At 59.2% G+C, this 18,638-nt stretch carries 25 protein-coding genes; 4 read left to right on the top strand and 21 right to left on the bottom strand.

Annotated elements, in window-relative coordinates; translation table 11 throughout:
* Position 1 precedes the first annotated feature (1 nt).
* Both AC5YUO_RS12840 and AC5YUO_RS12835 read right to left on the bottom strand, forming a co-directional pair.
* Complete coding sequence (locus AC5YUO_RS12840) at positions 2-1,318, bottom strand: replication-associated recombination protein A (RefSeq protein WP_496153543.1); 1,317 nt, start codon at positions 1,316-1,318, stop codon at positions 2-4.
* Positions 1,315-2,721, bottom strand: coding sequence for a DegQ family serine endoprotease (locus AC5YUO_RS12835; RefSeq protein WP_496153542.1), 1,407 nt, complete (start codon positions 2,719-2,721; stop codon positions 1,315-1,317). The genes AC5YUO_RS12840 and AC5YUO_RS12835 overlap by 4 nt, the downstream gene beginning before the upstream one ends.
* A gap of 174 nt (positions 2,722-2,895) precedes the next feature.
* Here AC5YUO_RS12835 and AC5YUO_RS12830 point away from each other — a divergent pair, with 174 nt between their 5' ends.
* The gene (locus AC5YUO_RS12830; protein ID WP_496153541.1) at positions 2,896-3,246 is read left to right on the top strand and encodes a lysozyme inhibitor LprI family protein; all 351 of its coding nucleotides are present in this window, start codon (positions 2,896-2,898) and stop codon (positions 3,244-3,246) included.
* Positions 3,247-3,251: 5 nt separating this feature from the next.
* Here AC5YUO_RS12830 and AC5YUO_RS12825 read toward each other — a convergent pair whose 3' ends face one another.
* Together AC5YUO_RS12825 and ilvD are read right to left on the bottom strand one after the other, a co-directional pair.
* A complete protein-coding gene (locus AC5YUO_RS12825) occupies positions 3,252-4,253 on the bottom strand; it encodes a serine hydrolase domain-containing protein (RefSeq protein ID WP_496153540.1) in 1,002 nt (333 codons plus the stop codon).
* 390 nt (positions 4,254-4,643) lie between these two features.
* Positions 4,644-6,479 (bottom strand): dihydroxy-acid dehydratase, encoded by a 1,836-nt coding sequence (gene ilvD, locus AC5YUO_RS12820; protein ID WP_400813435.1) that lies wholly within the window; start codon positions 6,477-6,479, stop codon positions 4,644-4,646.
* A 312-nt stretch (positions 6,480-6,791) separates the two neighbouring features.
* Between ilvD and msrP the strand changes: the two genes are divergently transcribed.
* From msrP to AC5YUO_RS12805, 3 genes are read left to right on the top strand one after another with little or no spacing between them, the layout of a single operon-like run.
* Positions 6,792-7,733, top strand: a complete 942-nt coding sequence (gene msrP, locus AC5YUO_RS12815) for a protein-methionine-sulfoxide reductase catalytic subunit MsrP (protein WP_496153539.1) — start codon at positions 6,792-6,794, stop codon at positions 7,731-7,733.
* A gap of 2 nt (positions 7,734-7,735) precedes the next feature.
* Entirely contained in the window at positions 7,736-8,401 is a 666-nt protein-coding gene (msrQ, locus tag AC5YUO_RS12810) for a protein-methionine-sulfoxide reductase heme-binding subunit MsrQ (RefSeq protein WP_496153538.1), read from the top strand.
* Positions 8,398-8,685 (top strand): hypothetical protein, encoded by a 288-nt coding sequence (locus AC5YUO_RS12805; RefSeq protein ID WP_496153537.1) that lies wholly within the window; start codon positions 8,398-8,400, stop codon positions 8,683-8,685. Before msrQ ends, AC5YUO_RS12805 begins: the two co-directional genes overlap by 4 nt.
* A gap of 109 nt (positions 8,686-8,794) precedes the next feature.
* Here the strand turns inward: AC5YUO_RS12805 and rplQ are convergent, their stop codons facing one another.
* The 17 genes from rplQ to rplN form a co-directional block, all read right to left on the bottom strand.
* Entirely contained in the window at positions 8,795-9,220 is a 426-nt protein-coding gene (gene rplQ, locus AC5YUO_RS12800) for a 50S ribosomal protein L17 (protein WP_496153536.1), read from the bottom strand.
* 179 nt (positions 9,221-9,399) lie between these two features.
* On the bottom strand, positions 9,400-10,410 hold the full coding sequence (locus tag AC5YUO_RS12795; protein ID WP_003495228.1) for a DNA-directed RNA polymerase subunit alpha: 1,011 nt from the start codon (positions 10,408-10,410) through the stop codon (positions 9,400-9,402).
* A 195-nt stretch (positions 10,411-10,605) separates the two neighbouring features.
* Complete coding sequence (gene rpsK, locus AC5YUO_RS12790) at positions 10,606-10,995, bottom strand: 30S ribosomal protein S11 (protein ID WP_003521013.1); 390 nt, start codon at positions 10,993-10,995, stop codon at positions 10,606-10,608.
* A 137-nt stretch (positions 10,996-11,132) separates the two neighbouring features.
* Complete coding sequence (gene rpsM / locus AC5YUO_RS12785; RefSeq protein ID WP_003516122.1) at positions 11,133-11,501, bottom strand: 30S ribosomal protein S13; 369 nt, start codon at positions 11,499-11,501, stop codon at positions 11,133-11,135.
* 303 nt (positions 11,502-11,804) lie between these two features.
* Positions 11,805-12,395 (bottom strand): adenylate kinase, encoded by a 591-nt coding sequence (locus AC5YUO_RS12780; RefSeq protein WP_269340890.1) that lies wholly within the window; start codon positions 12,393-12,395, stop codon positions 11,805-11,807.
* Complete coding sequence (gene secY, locus AC5YUO_RS12775; protein WP_004442582.1) at positions 12,392-13,732, bottom strand: preprotein translocase subunit SecY; 1,341 nt, start codon at positions 13,730-13,732, stop codon at positions 12,392-12,394. Before secY ends, AC5YUO_RS12780 begins: the two co-directional genes overlap by 4 nt.
* The gene (locus AC5YUO_RS12770; RefSeq protein ID WP_269340887.1) at positions 13,677-13,844 is read right to left on the bottom strand and encodes a hypothetical protein; all 168 of its coding nucleotides are present in this window, start codon (positions 13,842-13,844) and stop codon (positions 13,677-13,679) included. The genes secY and AC5YUO_RS12770 overlap by 56 nt, the downstream gene beginning before the upstream one ends.
* Before the next feature lie 218 nt (positions 13,845-14,062).
* Positions 14,063-14,542 (bottom strand): 50S ribosomal protein L15, encoded by a 480-nt coding sequence (gene rplO, locus AC5YUO_RS12765; protein ID WP_003521009.1) that lies wholly within the window; start codon positions 14,540-14,542, stop codon positions 14,063-14,065.
* Between the two features lie 16 nt (positions 14,543-14,558).
* Positions 14,559-14,765, bottom strand: a complete 207-nt coding sequence (rpmD, locus tag AC5YUO_RS12760) for a 50S ribosomal protein L30 (RefSeq protein ID WP_003495212.1) — start codon at positions 14,763-14,765, stop codon at positions 14,559-14,561.
* Positions 14,766-14,776: 11 nt separating this feature from the next.
* The gene (rpsE, locus tag AC5YUO_RS12755) at positions 14,777-15,346 is read right to left on the bottom strand and encodes a 30S ribosomal protein S5 (RefSeq protein WP_035224070.1); all 570 of its coding nucleotides are present in this window, start codon (positions 15,344-15,346) and stop codon (positions 14,777-14,779) included.
* Positions 15,347-15,465: 119 nt separating this feature from the next.
* Positions 15,466-15,828 (bottom strand): 50S ribosomal protein L18, encoded by a 363-nt coding sequence (rplR, locus tag AC5YUO_RS12750; RefSeq protein WP_003521008.1) that lies wholly within the window; start codon positions 15,826-15,828, stop codon positions 15,466-15,468.
* Between the two features lie 12 nt (positions 15,829-15,840).
* Complete coding sequence (gene rplF / locus AC5YUO_RS12745) at positions 15,841-16,374, bottom strand: 50S ribosomal protein L6 (protein WP_003495204.1); 534 nt, start codon at positions 16,372-16,374, stop codon at positions 15,841-15,843.
* Between the two features lie 43 nt (positions 16,375-16,417).
* Positions 16,418-16,816, bottom strand: coding sequence for a 30S ribosomal protein S8 (gene rpsH / locus AC5YUO_RS12740; protein WP_004442588.1), 399 nt, complete (start codon positions 16,814-16,816; stop codon positions 16,418-16,420).
* A gap of 12 nt (positions 16,817-16,828) precedes the next feature.
* Complete coding sequence (rpsN, locus tag AC5YUO_RS12735) at positions 16,829-17,134, bottom strand: 30S ribosomal protein S14 (RefSeq protein ID WP_400813424.1); 306 nt, start codon at positions 17,132-17,134, stop codon at positions 16,829-16,831.
* Positions 17,135-17,167: 33 nt separating this feature from the next.
* Positions 17,168-17,722, bottom strand: coding sequence for a 50S ribosomal protein L5 (rplE, locus tag AC5YUO_RS12730; protein WP_003495201.1), 555 nt, complete (start codon positions 17,720-17,722; stop codon positions 17,168-17,170).
* Entirely contained in the window at positions 17,715-18,023 is a 309-nt protein-coding gene (gene rplX / locus AC5YUO_RS12725; RefSeq protein ID WP_003521006.1) for a 50S ribosomal protein L24, read from the bottom strand. Before rplX ends, rplE begins: the two co-directional genes overlap by 8 nt.
* 12 nt (positions 18,024-18,035) lie before the next feature.
* A complete protein-coding gene (gene rplN, locus AC5YUO_RS12720) occupies positions 18,036-18,404 on the bottom strand; it encodes a 50S ribosomal protein L14 (protein WP_003495199.1) in 369 nt (122 codons plus the stop codon).
* Between the last annotated feature and the right edge of the window lie 234 nt (positions 18,405-18,638).

The raw sequence follows: 18,638 nt of genomic DNA, 5'->3' as shown, positions 1-18,638 counted from the left end.
TCTAGCGCGATTCCCGCTCCCGGCGCAGCTTCGCCCACCAGTCCAGACGCTTGCGGATCTCCCTTTCGAAACCCCGGTCTGGCGGATCGTAAAAGGTCGTGCGCCCCATTTTTTCGGGGAAATAATCCTGCCCGGAAAAGGCGTCCGGCTCGTCGTGATCGTAACGGTAACCATCGCTATAACCCTCGCCCTTCATGAGCTTGGTCGGCGCATTCAGAATATGTTTCGGCGGCACCAGCGAGCCGTTTTCCTTGGCCGCCCGCATCGCCGCCTTGAAGGCGGTATAGACGGCGTTCGATTTCGGCGCAGTGGCGAGATAAACGCAAGCCTGCGCCAGCGCCAGCTCACCCTCGGGCGAACCGAGATAATCATAGGCGTCCTTGGCGGCGTTGCAGACCGCCAGCGCCTGTGGGTCGGCAAGGCCGATATCCTCCACCGCCATGCGCACCAGCCGCCGCCCGAGATAAAGCGGGTCTTCACCGGCATCGAACATGCGGGCGAGATAATAAAGCGCCGCATCCGGGTCCGAACCGCGCACGGACTTATGCAGCGCGGAAATGAGATTGTAGTGGCCGTCCTGGCTCTTGTCGTAAACCGGGGCGCGGCGCTGCACGATACGCGTCAGCCCTTCCGTGTCGAATATCTCGTCTTTCCGCGCCGCGCGCCAGACCTCTTCGGCAAGGGTCAGCACGGCACGGCCATCGCCATCGGCCATGCGGATCAGGCTCGCCCGCGCCTCTTCCGTCAGCGGCAGGGGCTTACCCTCCGCCTCTTCGGCGCGCTTCAGAAGCTCGCTCAGGCTCTCCTCGTCATGCGAGCGGAATGTCAACACACGCGCCCGCGACAAGAGAGCGGCATTGAGTTCGAAAGACGGGTTTTCGGTGGTGGCGCCCACCAGAATAATGGTGCCGTCTTCCATGACAGGCAGGAAACTGTCCTGCTGGGCGCGGTTGAAACGATGAATCTCGTCCACGAAAAGCAGCGTCTGCCGGCCATTCATCCGCCTTGTGCGCGCCGCTTCAAAAACCTTCTTGAGATCGGCAACACCGGAAAAAATCGCCGAGATCTGCTCGAAGGCAAGCCCCGCCTCGCCGGAAAGCAAGCGGGCAACCGTGGTCTTGCCGGTGCCGGGCGGCCCCCAGAAGATCATCGATCCCAGTGAGCCACTGTCGATCATGCGGCGCAGAACGCCCTCCTCGCCCGTCAGATGCGGCTGCCCGCTCACCTCCGCCAGCGTTTTCGGACGCAGGCGATCGGCGAGAGGCCGCCGGTTGGCGACCTCCACGGGCACTTGCGGGGCGAAGAGATCGTCGCTCATCGCAGGAACTGCCGGATGCGCTGCCCGTCACGCAGGATTTCCACCCGCCAGAAGCCGGGATTATCGTCCAGCGCCTTCTCGACCGCAGCCGTCGAGCCGATATCCTCACCATTCAGCGACAGGATCACGTCCTTCGGCTGGAAACCGACACGATAGGCCGGGGAACCGCGCTTCACATCGGTGATGACAACGCCCGTCACCTGCGAGGGCATGCGCAATTCATCGGCAAGCTTGGGTGAAAGATTGGCGACAGTCGCGCCGGCGAAGGGGTTGCGGCCCTCGATCAGGCGTTCATCGCGCGGTGCGGTCTCCGGCGCCGTATCGAGCGCGATGGTCAGCTTCTCCTCTTTGCCCTTGTCCATGACAGTCAGTTCGGCGGATTTGCCGATACCGGCGGTCGTCAGGCGATAACCCAGCGCATCCGGATGTTCCACCTCGAAACCATTGACGGCGGTAACGACCTGTCCGGGCTCGATACCCGCCTTTTCGGCCGGCCCTCCCTTGACGACGCTGACGACAAGCGCGCCACGGGCGCGGTGCAGGCCAAGCGCTTCGGCGACATCCGAAGTCACGGGATCGAAAGTCGCGCCGATATAGGGCCGCTGGAAGTTCGCGTCACCGCGCTCGGCGGCAGCCACGAAAACCCGGACCAGATTGGCCGGAATGGCGAAACCGATGCCATTCGAGCCGCCGCCCTTGGAGAAGATAGCCGTATTGATGCCGATCAGCTCACCCGCCATGTTCATCAGCGCGCCGCCGGAATTACCGGGATTGATGGAGGCGTCAGTCTGAATAAAGAAGCCGAAATCACCCTTTGTCACCTGGTTGCGCGCCAGACCCGAGACGATGCCGCTCGTCACCGTCTGGCCGACACCGAAGGGGTTGCCGATGGCCAGCACCAGATCGCCCACCTCAATCGCATCGGAATTGCCGAGCGACAGCACCGGGAACTGCTCCTTCGCATCGATCTGCAGAATGGCGAGATCGACGCGGTCATCTTTCAGCAGCACCTTGGAGGAGAACTCGCGCCCATCCGCCAGCGCCACCTTGATGTCGTCAGCACCGTCGATGACGTGATTGTTGGTCACCACGAGGCCGCCGGCGGTCACGATCACGCCGGAGCCGAGCGACGACTGCTTTTCCGTGCGGTTCGGCATCTGCTGGCCGAAGAACTGTTCGAAGAAAGGATCACCGGCAAAGGGCGACAGACGCCGCTGCACGACGCGCTCGGCATAGACATTCACCACCGCGCCTGCGGTGCGCTTGACCAGCGGCGCGAAGGAAAGCTGCATTTCCGTGTGGCTCGCCGGCACGGTCCTGTTATCCTGCGCCGCAGCACCCACGGGCAGGAGAATGAGTGCGGCGAGAAGGCCGGTGGACAGATACTTCAACACGCTTCGCATGTGATTCCTCATCGTCATCAGTATGATGGAGTTATAACGCCAAAGCCTGTAAAGCAAAGAGCGGCAAGATGATGGCCGTCCTTTTCCAGGCATGGATAGGCTGGCGCCATTGGAACCAACCGCGCCCCTTTTCGGTTTCACCGGCATCTGACTTTCCGTTAAAAGAGACGACCCATGCATCTGAAACCGATCCTCCTTGCCTGCGGCATCCTCCTCGCCCCCTCTTTTGTTTCGCTGGCCAGCGCGGCGAGCTTCGATTGCGCAAAGACCGATCTGGCCGCGGATGAAAAGGCCATCTGCGACAACCGCACCCTGAACGATCAGGATGTTAAGATGGCCACCACCTTCGACATCCTTACCCAGTTGATGGCCATGGGCGCACGCGACACGCTGCGCGACGAGCAGAGCCAGTGGCTGAAGAAACGCCAGGAATGCGCAGCGGACGTTGCCTGCCTTACCAGCGCCTACGAGGAACGCATGAAACGTCTCGGAGAGGCATTCCAGAGTATCAACCGGCCGCTCTGACCTCCTCAAACCGCCCGGATGATGTTCTCCATAAGGCCATGCAGCTGGTCGCGATAACCGGTTCGGGCGGAAGGTGCGTCCTCGCGGGAGGTCATCACGACCGATAGCCGTCTGGCGGGCACGATATAGAGCATCTGTCCGCCATAACCCCAGGCGTAATAAACCGTCTCACCCGCCATCTCCTTGATGAACCAGCAATAGCCATAGCCGTCGCCGTTAAAGACGGAATTTGTTCGCTGCCGCCATGACTCATCGATCCAGCTCTGCGAAATCAACCGCTGACCGCCGGGTGTCACGCCACCCAGGCGGTAAAGCTCCCCGAAGGCCAGCAAAGACCGCGCCGTCATCGCCATCTGGTTACCGCCGAGATAGATGCCCTGCGGATCGCGCTCCCAGCCGCCGATGGAAAATCCTTCGAGCGGACGGAACCAGTCGCGCGCAAGCGACAGTGTCGAACGGCCCGACGCTTTTGTCAGGATCGCCGAGAGCAGATGCGTGGAGCCGGTGGAATAAAGCATGCCGCCGCCCGGCTCTCCGGCAAAACCGGAACCCAGCGCCATTCTCACCCAGTTGCGGCTGGCGACCCAGCGGCCGTAATTCGGCCCGGACATGCGCTCAAGGCCAGACTGCATGGAAAGCAGATTGCCGACAGTGATCCGTTCCAGCCTGGGATCGGGCTTTTGCGGAAAATCGCCGCGCAGAACGGTCGCAATCGGCTGGTCGGCGCCTTCGAGAATCTTGCGATCGATGGCCATGCCGACGAGCGCCGAAATGATCGATTTTGACGCTGACTTGATATTGGTGGAGCCGTTCAAACTGGCGCCGTGATAGGCCCGACTCGCGATCTCCCCACCATCGATGCTGATGATGACGGCCTTGAGGCTGGAAAGCGCATCCGCATCCCTCAGCAACGGATCGAAACGGATGCCATTGCCCGAGCTTTGCGCGTCGGCAAGCCGGGTAAAAGGCAGGGAAGCGATGACGGCGAGTGCGGTTCGTCTTTTCATGATGCTGAAGTTAGGCATCGCGCCACGTTGGAAAAGGTCTGGTGACCGAACATCACTCCAATGTGACTGCGAGGATGGCGCGCAAGTAGTTGAAGGCGTGCGAATTTATAAATGAAAAACAGCATGTTGGCCGCTTTTGGAGAATCATCCTCTGAGGCAATTGAATCTGTTTCTGAACCGCGACGCTACAGCCACCGAAATGACAGCAAAAAGCCGCCCGAAAGAGCGGCTGATTGGGACGATAAATCCGCCCCCGCCTCAACGTCATCCTCGGGCTTGACCCGAGGATCCCATGACGTTAGCGGCTTATGGATCCTCGCCTCAAGGGCGAGGATGACGGAGGAGAGGCGGCGTACTTCGCCCTCCACCGGAAACCGTCTGAACGACAGCTTACTCCGGCAGAATCCGCACAGCACCCTTGTCAGCGCTTGACGCAAAGGCGGCATAGGCCTTCAGCGCCGTGGTGACATTGCGCTTGCGCGGTGCTTCCGGCTTCCAGCCCTTTTCTTCCTGCTCGGCCCGGCGCGAAGCCAGTTCCGCATCGGTGACCTTCAGGTTGATGGTGCGGTTCGGAATGTCGATCTCGATCAGGTCGCCCTGGCGCACGAGGCCGATGGCGCCGCCCTGTGCCGCTTCCGGCGAGGCGTGACCGATGGAAAGACCCGAGGTGCCACCCGAAAAACGGCCATCGGTGATCAGCGCGCAGGCTTTGCCGAGGCCCTTGGATTTCAGATAGCTGGTCGGATAGAGCATTTCCTGCATGCCCGGCCCGCCCTTCGGCCCTTCATAACGGATGACGACGACGTCGCCGGCCTTGACCTCGTTGCCGAGAATGCCCTTCACGGCGGCATCCTGGCTTTCATAGACCACTGCCGAACCATTGAATTTCAGGATGGATTCATCGACACCCGCCGTCTTCACGATGCAGCCGTCGAGCGCGATGTTGCCGTAAAGCACGGCGAGACCGCCATCCTTGGAGAAAGGCTTTTCAACCGAGCGGATGACGCCGTTTTCGCCGTCCGTATCGAGATCGTCCCAGCGCGAGGACTGGCTGAAGGCCACCTGCGTCGGCACGCCGCCCGGAGCCGCCTTGAAGAACTGACGCACCGTCTCGCTGTTGGTGCGGGTGATGTCCCAGCGGTCGATGGCGTCGCCCAGCGTCGCCTCATGAACGGTATAGGTATCGCGATTGATGAGGCCGCCGCGTTCCAGCTCGCCGAGAATACGCATGATGCCGCCGGCGCGGTGAACGTCTTCCATGTGCACGTCCTGCTTGGCAGGCGCGACCTTGGAAAGGCAGGGAACCTTGCGGGAAAGACGGTCGATGTCTTCCATGCCGAAATCGACGCCGCCCTCATGCGCCGCCGCCAGAATATGCAGCACCGTATTGGTGGAGCCGCCCATGGCGATATCCAGCGACATGGCGTTTTCGAACGCCGCCTTGTTGGCGATGGTGCGCGGCAGAACGGTTTCGTCCTCCTGCTCGTAATAACGGCGCGCCAGATCGACGATCAGATGGCCGGCCTCGACGAACAGCCGCTTGCGATCGGAATGGGTGGCGAGTGTCGAACCGTTGCCGGGCAGCGACAGACCCAGCGCCTCGGTCAGACAGTTCATCGAATTGGCGGTGAACATGCCGGAGCAGGAACCGCAGGTCGGGCAGGCCGAACGCTCGATGACCTTGACGTCCTCGTCGGAGACCTTGTCGTCGGCGGCAGCCACCATGGCGTCGACCAGATCGAGCGCGACAGTCTTGCCGTGCAGGACGACCTTGCCGGCCTCCATCGGGCCGCCGGAGACGAAGACGGCGGGGATGTTGAGGCGCATCGCCGCATTCAGCATGCCGGGGGTGATCTTGTCGCAGTTGGAAATGCACACCATGGCATCGGCGCAATGGGCATTGACCATATATTCCACCGAATCCGCGATGATCTCGCGCGACGGCAGCGAATAGAGCATGCCGTCATGGCCCATGGCGATACCGTCATCGACCGCGATGGTGTTGAATTCCTTGGCAACACCGCCGGCCGCTTCGATTTCGCGGGCAACCAGCTGGCCGAGATCCTTCAGATGCACATGGCCCGGCACGAACTGCGTGAAGGAATTGACCACCGCGATGATCGGCTTGCCGAAATCGCTGTCCTTCATGCCGGTGGCGCGCCAAAGGCCGCGCGCGCCCGCCATGTTGCGGCCGTGGGTTGTCGTTCTGGAGCGATAGGCTGGCATGGTGTTTTCCTCAATCTCTTGGGCGAAGACGCGTCTTCCGCAGCGCGGTCAAAACGGCCTTTCGCCCTATTTTGCGGTTTTTCTAGCGCAAACCGCAAGCCCTGTCACTGTCACCTTGGGGCAAAACAGTACGGTTCGGTACGGTACGCCCCTCTCCGGCTCCGCTGAAAAAGGACATGCCATCACAAATGCGCGATTTCCACCTGTTCAGCACTGTTTTTCCTGAGAGCGCTGAAACATATCTGTGCAGCGACCGTATTGGCTATCATAATCGATTTATCGCCGATGCACCCGGCTTTTGTGGAGGTTTTTATGCCCGCCTATCGTCCGCCCCATATCGCGTCGTCAGAGATAACGCCCAAATCCTTTTATCTGTCCCGACGCAACTTCCTCGGAACGGCGGCAGGTCTTGCTGCCATAGGGCTGGCCGGGCGTGAGGCCATTGCCGCGCCGCTTTCCGCAAAACCCGGCGCCTATAAGCTGGATGAGAAGCTCACCCCGCTCGACGCTGTTACCAGCTATAATAATTTCTACGAATTCGGCGTCGGAAAATCCGACCCGAAGGAAAATTCCGGCAAGTTCAAGCCAACCCCCTGGACGGTGAAGGTGGATGGCCTCGTTTCCAAACCACAGGAATTCGGCATTGAAGAGCTGATGAAATATCCACTGGAGGAGCGCACCTATCGTATGCGCTGCGTCGAGGGCTGGTCGATGGTCATTCCGTGGATCGGTTTCCCGCTCGCCACGCTGCTCGATAAGGTAGAGCCGCTGGGCAGCGCGAAATACGTTTCCTTCGAAACCGTCGTGCGGCCGGACGAGATGCCGGGCCAGAGCGGCCTTTTCCAGCCTCTGTCTTGGCCCTATGTCGAGGGCCTGCGTCTTGATGAAGCGCGCCATCCGCTCACCATTCTCGCCGTCGGGCTCTATGGCGAGACCCTGCCGAACCAGAACGGCGCACCGATCCGCCTTGTCGTCCCGTGGAAATACGGTTTCAAGGGCATCAAATCCATCGTCCGCATTTCGCTCACCGAGAAACAACCGGAAACGACCTGGAAAAATTCCAACGCCCGCGAATATGGCTTCTACTCCAACGTCAATCCGCATGTGGATCATCCGCGCTGGAGCCAGGCGACGGAACAGCGCATCGGCGAAGGCGGCTTTTTCGGCACGCAGAACCGCCCCACCCTGATGTTCAACGGTTATGACGACGTCGCGAGTCTTTATTCGGGCATGGACCTGAAGGCGAATTATTGACCATGGCTTTTGCCCTGCCCCTTCCCTCGCTGCCGAAGCGTTACCAGCCGGCGGCCGTCTGGTCGCTTTATGTGATCGGCCTCTGTCCGGGCCTCTGGTATTTCTACCTCGCCGCAACCGGCGGCCTCGGCTTCAACCCGGTCAAGGATTTCGAGCACCTGCTCGGTATCTGGGCGTTGCGCTTTCTGTGCCTCGGCCTGCTGGTGACACCGCTGCGCGATCTCTTCAACATCAATCTAATCGCCTATCGCCGGGCGCTGGGCCTGATCGCCTTTTATTATGTGCTCGCCCATTTCACCGTCTATCTGGTGCTGGATCGCGGCCTGATGCTCGGCTCCATCGCCGGCGATATTCTGAAACGCCCCTATATCATGCTCGGCATGGCGGGGCTGATCATGCTCATTCCGCTGGCGCTTACCTCCAACCGCTGGTCGATCCGTAAACTCGGCAGCCGCTGGAACACGCTGCATAAACTCGTTTATCTCGTGCTCATCGTCGGCGTGCTGCATTTCGTGCTGGCGCGGAAGTCGATCACGCTAGAACCGGTGTTTTACATCAGCACGATGGTGCTGTTGCTGGGTTATCGACTGGTGCGGCCTTCGATTATGGCGCGGAAGCGAGGAAAACGCGCTGACAGGAGCCCTCTCCGACCCCAGTCAAAATCATGAAACCGACTGGTCGAAACCGGCAGACATCTTACGACGTTGAAATTTCCCTCAGCGGTCGAGTTGCGCTTTCGCAGATATTCGATGCAATGGCAAACGACGCGGCTTTCTGTCCCTCTCACATTGCCAGAACCTTGACCGGCACACATCAACGAGCCCTTGCAAGGCTTGTCGAGCGTATCGAGATGGATGAAATCAAAGAAGAAGACCTGCAAGTTCTTTGGCGGGCGCGTCACGCTTCCGACCGATTCTTCATGCTCGCGCCCATCGCCGATCTTCTTGGTTAAATCAGCCGGCATCTGAACTGTCGCCAGCCCTGAAGAAAACACCAACGCAAAAAGCCGGGTGATCTCTCACCCGGCTTTTTAACTAGTGACGCCTGAACGGCGTCAAACCTTATGCAGCTTCGGCAGCAGCAGCTTCTGCAGCAACGCGAGCCTTGTCGGCTGCGCCCTTGGCGTCAACGTCGCGCTCGACGAATTCGATGACGGCGAGAGCGGCATTGTCGCCCTGGCGGAAGCCGGCCTTCATGATACGCAGGTAGCCGCCATTGCGCGTTGCGTAACGCGAAGCGATCGCGTCGAACAGCTTGCGAACGGCGTCCTGATCCTTGATCTGCGAAATCGCCTGACGACGAGCGTGCAGGTCGCCGCGCTTGCCGAGAGTGACGAGCTTCTCAACGATCGGGCGAATTTCCTTCGCCTTCGGAAGCGTGGTGACGATCTGCTCATGGGTGATGAGCGAAGCAGCCATGTTGGCAAACATTGCCTTGCGGTGGCTGGCGGTTCTATTGAGCTTGCGGCCTGAATTACCGTGGCGCATTGCTATTCTCCTTCTACGCAGGTTCCTTCTCTAAGGCCTGCCGTTTCCTGGCACATGCAGATGACTTATCTGCTGTTTGACGGGGAAAGGCAGTCTTTAAAGGGTCTGCCTTTTTGATTGACTTGTTTTCTGTCGCAGCATGCGGGCGGAAAACCGCTTCACACTTTTCCTCATGCTGCTCAGTACTGGTCTTCGTAACGCTTTGCGAGATCTTCGATGTTCTCAGGCGGCCATGCCGGCACTTCCATGCCGAGGTGCAGACCCATGGAAGCGAGAACTTCCTTGATTTCGTTCAGCGACTTGCGACCAAAGTTCGGCGTGCGGAGCATTTCGGCTTCGGTCTTCTGGATCAGGTCGCCGATATAAACGATATTGTCGTTCTTCAGGCAGTTAGCCGAACGAACGGACAGTTCGAGCTCGTCGACCTTCTTGAGAAGCGCCGGGTTGAACGCGAGTTCGGTAACCGATTCTTCTTCTGCTTCCTTCTGCGGCTCGTCGAAGTTGACGAAGACGCCCAGCTGGTCCTGAAGAATGCGAGCGGCGAAAGCAACGGCGTCTTCGCCGGAAACCGAACCGTTGGTCTCGATCGTCATGATCAGCTTGTCATAGTCGAGAACCTGGCCTTCACGGGTGTTTTCCACCTTGTAGGACACTTTCTTGACCGGAGAATAGAGGCTGTCCACCGGAATGAGGCCGATCGGGGCATCTTCCGCGCGGTTGCGCTCAGCCGGTACGTAACCCTTGCCGTTGTTGACGGTGAATTCCATGCGGATTTCAGCGCCATCGTCGAGCGTGCAGATCACGTGGTCGGGGTTCAGGATCTCGATGTCGCCAACCGTCTGGATGTCACCAGCGGTTACGGCGCCCGGGCCCTGCTTGCGCACGACCATGCGCTTGGAATCATCGCCGTCCATCTTGATGGCGATTTCCTTGATGTTGAGCACGATATCCGTCACATCTTCCCGAACGCCGGGGATGGAGGAGAATTCATGCAGGACACCGTCGATCTGCACGGCCGTTACAGCGGCGCCACGCAGAGAAGACAACAGAACGCGACGCAGCGCGTTGCCGAGGGTAAGACCGAAACCACGTTCCAGCGGCTCGGCAACCAGCGTTGCCTTGGTGCGGCTGGACGAGGTGAACTCGACCTTGTTCGGCTTGATAAGTTCCTGCCAGTTCTTCTGAATCATCTTTAAACCTTCCGTTCGCCGCCACCATCCAATCGTGACGGACCGAGCATGAAAACACCGAGAGGAACCGAATTCAGTGGTTCATCAGTGGGTTCTTGAGCGCAAGTCCGTCGATCGAAATCGACGCGCACACGCCAGATACACGAAAATTCCGCCAGACCTGAGGTAAGGCGGAATTTCCGAACCACGGTCGCGTCAGACGCGGCGCTTCTTGCGCGGACGGCAACCATTGTGCGGGATCGGCGTCACGTCGCGAATGGAAGTGATCATGAAACCGGCAGCCTGCAGGGCGCGAAGTGCCGATTCGCGGCCGGAACCCGGACCGCAAACTTCAACTTCAAGCGACTTCATGCCGTGTTCCTGAGCCTTCTTCGCGCAATCTTCAGCAGCGATCTGGGCAGCGAACGGGGTCGACTTACGCGAACCCTTGAAGCCCTTGGCACCAGCGGACGACCAGGCAATGGCGTTGCCCTGTGCGTCGGTGATGGTGATCATCGTGTTGTTGAAGGTCGAGTTGACGTGCGCGACGCCCGACGTGATGTTTTTACGTTCGCGACGGCGAATACGTGCGGCTTCCTTGGCCATTTTATACCTTTCATTGATCTCTTCACCGCCGTAACACCAGCGGCTACACCGGCGATCAGCCCCATCGGAGCCTCACGCCAAACTCAGAAAGGCTGGCGCGGACTGCACCAGCCTCCCCTTTCCGGAGAACCGGAAAATTACTTCTTCTTACCAGCGATAGCCTTCGCCGGACCCTTGCGGGTGCGGGCGTTGGTGTGCGTGCGCTGACCGCGGACCGGAAGGCCACGACGGTGACGCAGGCCGCGGTAGCAACCGAGGTCCATCAGACGCTTGATGTTCATCGAGGTCTCACGACGCAGGTCACCTTCAACCTGGTAGTCGCGGTCGATGGCTTCACGGATCTGAAGAACTTCAGCATCCGTCAGCTGATGAACGCGCTTGTCAGCCGGAAGACCGACCTTGTCCATGATTTCCTGCGCGAATTTCGGACCAATCCCGTGAATGTAGGTCAGCGCAATAACAACGCGCTTCGCAGTCGGGATGTTGACGCCAGCGATACGTGCCACGTCTCTTCTCCTTGGTTCCAGTTGCCATCCGGCAAGTGGTGATTCCATTTGAGCGGCCGACAAGACCGCCAGTTCAAATTGGTGTCCGTGACAAGTCAAAACGACCGAACCCGGATCTCCCTTCCCTAAGGGAAATCCGCGCCAGTCGCTTGGGATGTCGCGAGTTGGCGCGGTGTTTAACGGAATCAGCGCAAAAAAGCAACCGGCTCCGCCAAGATTCTTTTACGATCCAAAGGATCAGCCGCCCTTCGAAAAAGGAACATGGGCAAGAACGCAACAGTCCTCACCCATCCATTCCCTCGATCAGGCAGAGGCCTTCTCGAGAACGCGCTCGATGGCCTCGGTGACGGCATCGACATCGGCCATGCCATCCAGCGTCACCAGCTCGCCCTGTTCGCTGTAATAGGCAGACAGCGGCGCGGTCTTTTCGCGATATTCCGTCAGGCGTTTGCGGAAAGCTTCCGGATTGTCATCCGAGCGAACCGTGCCGCCGGCGGCAATGGTTTCTGCGACGCGGTTTTCGATTCGGCGAATCAACGCCTCTTCGTCCACCTTCAGTTCGATGACGGCATCGAGGACCAGATTCTTCTTCCGCATGTTGTCGGCAAGCGCCTTGGCCTGCGGAACGGTGCGCGGATAGCCGTCGAGAATAAAGCCCTTGGCACAGTCAGCAGCTTCGATGCGTTCGGAAACGATCTGATTGACGATATCGTCGGAAACGAGCCCGCCGGCATCCATGACGGCCTTGGCGCGCTTGCCGATTTCGGTGCCCGCGCTGACCGCAGCGCGCAGCATGTCACCGGTGGAAAGCTGCGGGATCCCGTATTTGTCAGTCAGCCGCTTGGCCTGGGTTCCCTTGCCCGCACCCGGCGGACCCAAAAATATCAGTCTCATCGTCCCCTCTTTCCTCCACGCAACTTCGACTTCTTGATCAGACCTTCATACTGCTGGGCGATCAGGTGACCCTGGATCTGCGCAACCGTATCCAGAGTTACACTGACAACGATCAAAAGCGAAGTACCACCAAGGGCTAATGGAATGCCCGTACGTGCGATAAGTGTCTCAGGAAGGATACAGACGAAGACCAGATAAATCGCGCCGACCACGGTGATGCGGGTCAGGACGTAATCGATGTACTCCGCGGTGCGCTCACCCGGACGGATACCCGGAATGAAGCCGCCATGCTTCTTGAGATTGTCAGCCGTATCCTTCGGATTGAACACGATCGCCGTGTAGAAGAAGGCGAAGAACGCGATCAGCAGGCCGTAGAGCGCCATGAACAGCGGCTGGCCGTGCTGCAGCGACGCGATGATCGAGGTCGCCCATGTCGGCAGGTTGGTGTTGCCGGCAAAACCTGCGGCCGTTGCCGGCAGAAGCAGAAGCGACGATGCAAAGATCGCGGGAATGACGCCGGCCGTGTTGAGCTTCAGCGGCAGATGCGAGGTATCGCCCTGGAACATCCGATTGCCGACCTGTCGCTTCGGATATTGGATCAACAGACGGCGCTGGGCGCGCTCCACAAAGACGATGAGCGCGATGACGCCGATGGCGACCACAACAACCGTGAGGATGAGCGGGGTCGAAAGCGCACCGGTACGGCCGAGTTCCAGCGTGCCGGCCAGAGCCTTGGGCAGGCCTGCGGCGATGCCCGCGAAGATGATCAGCGAAATACCATTGCCGATACCGCGCGAGGTGATCTGCTCGCCGAGCCACATCAGGAACATCGTGCCGCCGAGCAGCGTGATGACGGTGGAAATGCGGAAGAACCAGCCTGGATCGACCACGAGACCATTGCCGCTTTCAAGGCCGACCGCAATGCCATAGGCCTGCAGCGTGCCGAGCAGTACCGTGCCGTAGCGGGTGTACTGGTTGATGATCTTGCGGCCGGCTTCGCCTTCCTTCTTCAACGCTTCGAGCGAGGGCACGACCGAGGTCATGAGCTGCACGATGATCGAAGCGGAGATGTAAGGCATGATGCCAAGCGCGAAGATCGCCATGCGCTCGACAGCGCCACCCGCAAACATGTTGAAAAGACCGAGAATACCGTTGGCCTGGCCACGGAAGGCCTGCGCATAGGCTTCGGGGTTGAGGCCCGGAAGCGGAATATGGGTGCCGAGACGGTAGACGAGAAGTGCGGCAAGAGTAAACCAGAGACGCTTTTTCAGATCCTCCGCCTTAGCGAAGGTCGAAAAATTCAGGTTCGAAGCCAGTTGTTCCGCTGCTGAAGCCATAAATTTCTCCGAATGACCCTTGCCAGCCAGCAACACCGGCCAATGCGGAAAGGTCTAAAAGATACTGGTCAAAACCGGGCTTCGGACGAATGCGGCTCTTGGCCGCCATCATGCCTCACCCTGTTTTTTATGTCCTATCCCCTCCCCTACGGAAGTTCAAGAACTGTGAGGCTCTCCCTGCAGCACTTTCTGCCGCAAGCGGGGCCGTGAAAGCACACCGCGAAGAGATTGCCCTGATGCCTCTATAAATCGATTTAGATCGAAAGCACCAGTGGCCAGGGAGCGCAAACGCCCGGAGCGACGATGCCCCGGGCGTCTGAAGTCTATATATTACTCGGCGGCTTCTGCTGCAACTGCGAGAAGCTTGATCGAGCCGCCAGCCTTTTCGATCTTTTCGATTGCGGGCTTGGAAGCACCGGCAACTTCGAAAGCGACCTTGGCCTTCAGCTCGCCGTCGGCGAGAATGCGTACGCCGTCCTTGGCGCGGCGGATAACGCCGGCAGCCTTGAGAGCAGCGGCATCGATCGTTGCGGAAGCGTCAAGCTTCTTGGCGTCGATGGCGGTCTGAATGCGGCCGAGCGATACGACAACATATTCGGAAGCGAAGATGTTGTTGAAACCGCGCTTCGGCAGACGACGGTAGATGGGCATCTGACCGCCTTCGAAGCCGTTGATGGCGACGCCGGAACGAGCCTTCTGACCCTTCACACCGCGACCACCGGTCTTGCCCTTGCCGGAACCGATACCGCGACCTACGCGGATACGATCCTTGGAGGCGCCTTCGTTGTCTCTGATTTCATTGAGTTTCATGATAGGTTACTCCGTCTCACTTCTCGTCAACGACGCGAACGAGATGCTGGACCGCACGGATCATGCCGCGAACCGCCGGAGTGTCTTCCAGGGTGCGCTGACGATGCATCTTGTTGAGACCCAGACCGACCAGCGTCTGACGCTGGATTGCCGGGCGGCGAATAGGGCTGCCGATCTGTTCGACCGTGACAGTCTTCTTGGCTTCAGTAGTTTTCTTGGCCATGATCCAGCTCCTTATTCTTCAGAAGCGTTGCCGGAAGCGGCACGACGAGCCTGAAGGGTCGCATATTTCAGACCGCGCTGTGCAGCGATGTCCTTCGGATGAACCTGATGCTTCAGAGCGTCGAACGTGGCGCGAACCATGTTGTACGGGTTCGACGAACCGGTCGACTTCGCAACAACGTCATGAACGCCGAGCGTTTCGAAAACGGCGCGCATCGGACCACCGGCGATGATACCGGTACCGGCCTTGGCCGAACGCAGCAGAACCTTACCTGCGCCGTGACGGCCATTGACGTCGTGGTGCAGCGTGCGGCCATCGCGCAGCGGAACGAAGATCAGATCGCGCTTTGCGCTTTCAGTTGCCTTGCGGATCGCTTCCGGAACTTCACGAGCCTTGCCGTGACCGAAGCCAACGCGGCCCTTCTGGTCGCCAACGACGACGAGAGCGGCGAAACCGAAACGACGGCCACCCTTAACAACCTTTGCAACGCGGTTGATCGCGACCAGCTTGTCGACGAATTCGCTATCGCGCTCTTCGCGGTTCTGGCGATCTTCGCGAGAACCTCTTTTATCCTGTGCCATTGTCCTTGTCCTTTTTCTTTTGCGGGTGGAACGGCAAACGAAAAGACCAGCGGCCTCAATGAAGAGATCCGCATGGTCCGGTGAAATTCCGCCCGGATCATTGTCCGGGCGGAAAAAAATCAGAAGTTCAGACCGCCTTCGCGGGCAGCGTCTGCCAGGGCCTTGATGCGGCCGTGATAGATGAACGCGCCACGGTCGAATACGACATCCTTGACGCCAGCCTTGACGCCACGCTCGGCAACCAGCTTGCCAACAACGGTTGCTGCTGCAACGTCGGCGCCGGTCTTGAGCGAGCCGCGCAGATCGGCTTCGAGCGTGGAGGCGGACGCAAGCGTCTTGCCAGCAACGTCATCGATGATCTGGGCGTAGATGTTCTTCGACGAGCGATGAACCGACAGGCGCGGGCGGCCGTTGGCAACCGCCTTGATCTGGCGGCGCACACGGCTCGCGCGACGTGCAAGTGCTTCTTTCCTGCTAGCCATTTCGCGTGATCCTTACTTCTTCTTGCCTTCTTTGCGGACAATACGCTCTTCAGCGTATTTCACGCCCTTGCCCTTGTAGGGCTCGGGACCGCGGTATTCGCGGATTTCCGCGGCTACCTGGCCAACCTGCTGCTTGTTGATGCCGGAAACGATGATTTCCGTCGGCTTCGGCACGGCAATGGTGATGCCGACCGGCGGCTCGTAAACAACGTCGTGGGAGAAGCCGAGAGCCAGCTGCAGGTTCTTGCCCTGCATGGCGGCACGGTAACCAACGCCATTGATTTCGAGCTTGCGCTCATAGCCGTCCTTAACACCCTTGAAGATGTTCTCGATCATCGTGCGGGACATGCCCCACTTCGAACGAGCTTCCTTGGTGCCGTTTGCCGGCGTTACGGAAACGCCGTTATCTTCGAGCTTCAGCTGGATGTCGTCGTTAGCGACGAAAAACAGCTCGCCCTTCGGGCCCTTCGCAGTGACCTTCTGGCCGTCGACATTGGCCGTCACACCTGCGGGAACCGGAACGGGCTTTTTACCGATACGAGACATTATTCAATCCTGTCTGTTCGTTATGGAGATCCTTGCTCGGGTCTTAGAAGACCGAGCAAAGAACCTCGCCACCAACGTTCTGTTCGCGAGCCTGGTGATCGGCCATCACGCCCTTCGGAGTCGAAAGGATGGTGATGCCGAGGCCGTTCGCGACCTGCGGAATGGACTTTACCGAGACATAAACCCGGCGGCCCGGCTTGGACACGCGGCCGATCTCACGGATCACCGACGCGCCTTCGTAGTACTTCAGCTCGATCGTGAATTCGGACTTGCCGTTTTCAAAATCGACCTTGGAATAACCGCGGATGTAGCCCTCAGACTGCAGCACGTCGAGAACGCGTGCGCGCAGGCTGGAAGCAGGCGTGCTTACCGAAGACTTGCGGCGAGCAGCACCATTGCGGATGCGGGTGAGCATATCACCCAAAGGATCAGTCATGGTCATGTGCCCGTCTCCTTACCAGCTCGACTTGACAATGCCCGGCACCTTGCCGGAATTGCCCAGCTCACGAAGCGCGATACGCGACATCTTGAGCTTGCGATAGAACGCGCGCGGACGGCCCGTTACTTCGCAGCGGTTGCGGATACGCGTCTTCGAGCCGTCACGCGGCAGCGAAGCGAGCTTCAGGGTGGCCTTGAACCGCTCTTCGATCGGAAGGGACTGGTTCATCACGATCGCCTTCAGTGCGGCGCGCTTGGCGGCCTGCTGGGCGACCGACTTGCGGCGGCGCTTGTTCTTTTCAACTGCGCTTGTTTTCGCCATATCGGAGTTCCTTTTCTACGCTCGTCGTTACGGTTAGTGACGGAACGGGAAGTTGAACTCTGTCAGCAGAGCCCGAGCTTCGTCGTCCGACGTCGCCGTCGTGCAAACGATGATGTCCATGCCCCACATCTGATCAACCTTATCGTAGTTGATCTCAGGGAACACAATGTGTTCCTTGATGCCCATGGCGAAGTTGCCACGGCCGTCAAAGCTCTTCGGGTTCAGGCCCCGGAAGTCGCGAACGCGCGGCAGCGCGATGTTGACCAGACGATCAAGGAATTCGTACATGCGGGCGCCACGAAGGGTAACCTTCGCACCGATCGGCATGCCTTCGCGAACCTTGAAACCTGCGATCGAGTTGCGAGCGCGGGTAACCACCGGCTTCTGGCCGGCAATCGCAGCCAGGTCACCGGCAGCGATGGTGGGCTTCTTGGAGTCGGCGGTTGCTTCGCCGACGCCCATGTTGATCACGATCTTTTCAAGCTTCGGGATCATCATGACGTTCGCGTAGGAGAACTTCTCCTGCATGGCGCCACGGATACGGGAAACGTATTCCGTCTTGAGACGCGGCTCGTACTTATCAGCCATCGATCACTTCTCCCGAACGCTTGGCCACACGGACCTTCTTGCCATCCACAACCGAGAAGCCAACGCGGGTCGGCTTGCCATCCTTGTCGACGATGGCGATGTTGGAGATGTGCAAGGATGCTTCCTTGTTGATGATGCCGGCTTCCTGGGCCTGGGTCTGGCGCTGGTGACGCTTCACCATGTTGACGCCACGCACAACGGCCCGATCTTCCTTCGGCAAAACCTGGATTACTTCGCCGGTACGGCCCTTGTCCTTACCGGTCAATACGACAACCTTGTCGCCTTTACGAATCTTCTGCATCGCATACGCTCCTTACAGTACTTCCGGAGCCAGCGAGATGATCTTCATGTGGTTCTTGGCGCGAAGTTCGCGCGGAACCGGTCCGAAGATACGGGTGCCGATGGGCTCTTTCTTGTTGTCGATAAGAACGGCTGCGTTGTTATCGAAACGGATGACGCTGCCGTCAGCGCGGCGGATGTCCTTGGCGGTGCGCACGACAACCGCCTTCATCACGTCGCCCTTCTTGACGCGGCCGCGCGGAATAGCTTCCTTGATGGAAACGACAATAATGTCGCCAACAGAAGCATATTTGCGCTTCGAGCCGCCCAGCACCTTGATGCACATGACACGACGTGCGCCGGAATTATCCGCCACGTCGAGGTTTGTTTGCATCTGAATCATGTCAGGTCGCCTTCTTGTTGTTACCGGAACGGTTGGGCAAACTCTCCCGAGCGAGCCCCCTGCCCCAGCTTATGAATATCTCTTTTTTTGCGCGGAAATGTCGTGACAGGGTGGTTTCCCGAAGGACCTTCCGTGCGCATCAAAGCAAAAGACGCCCGGGTCACGAGCGTCCTTGCGCTGCTTCATACAGGATTCCGCGCCAAGTACAAGAGACCTGGCGCGATTCTGATGAAA

The organism is Agrobacterium sp. LEGMi-208b (assembly GCF_059511785.1).
The sequence above is the reverse complement of the archived record's forward strand: the minus strand, read 5'-3'. Positions and strand labels throughout refer to the sequence as shown.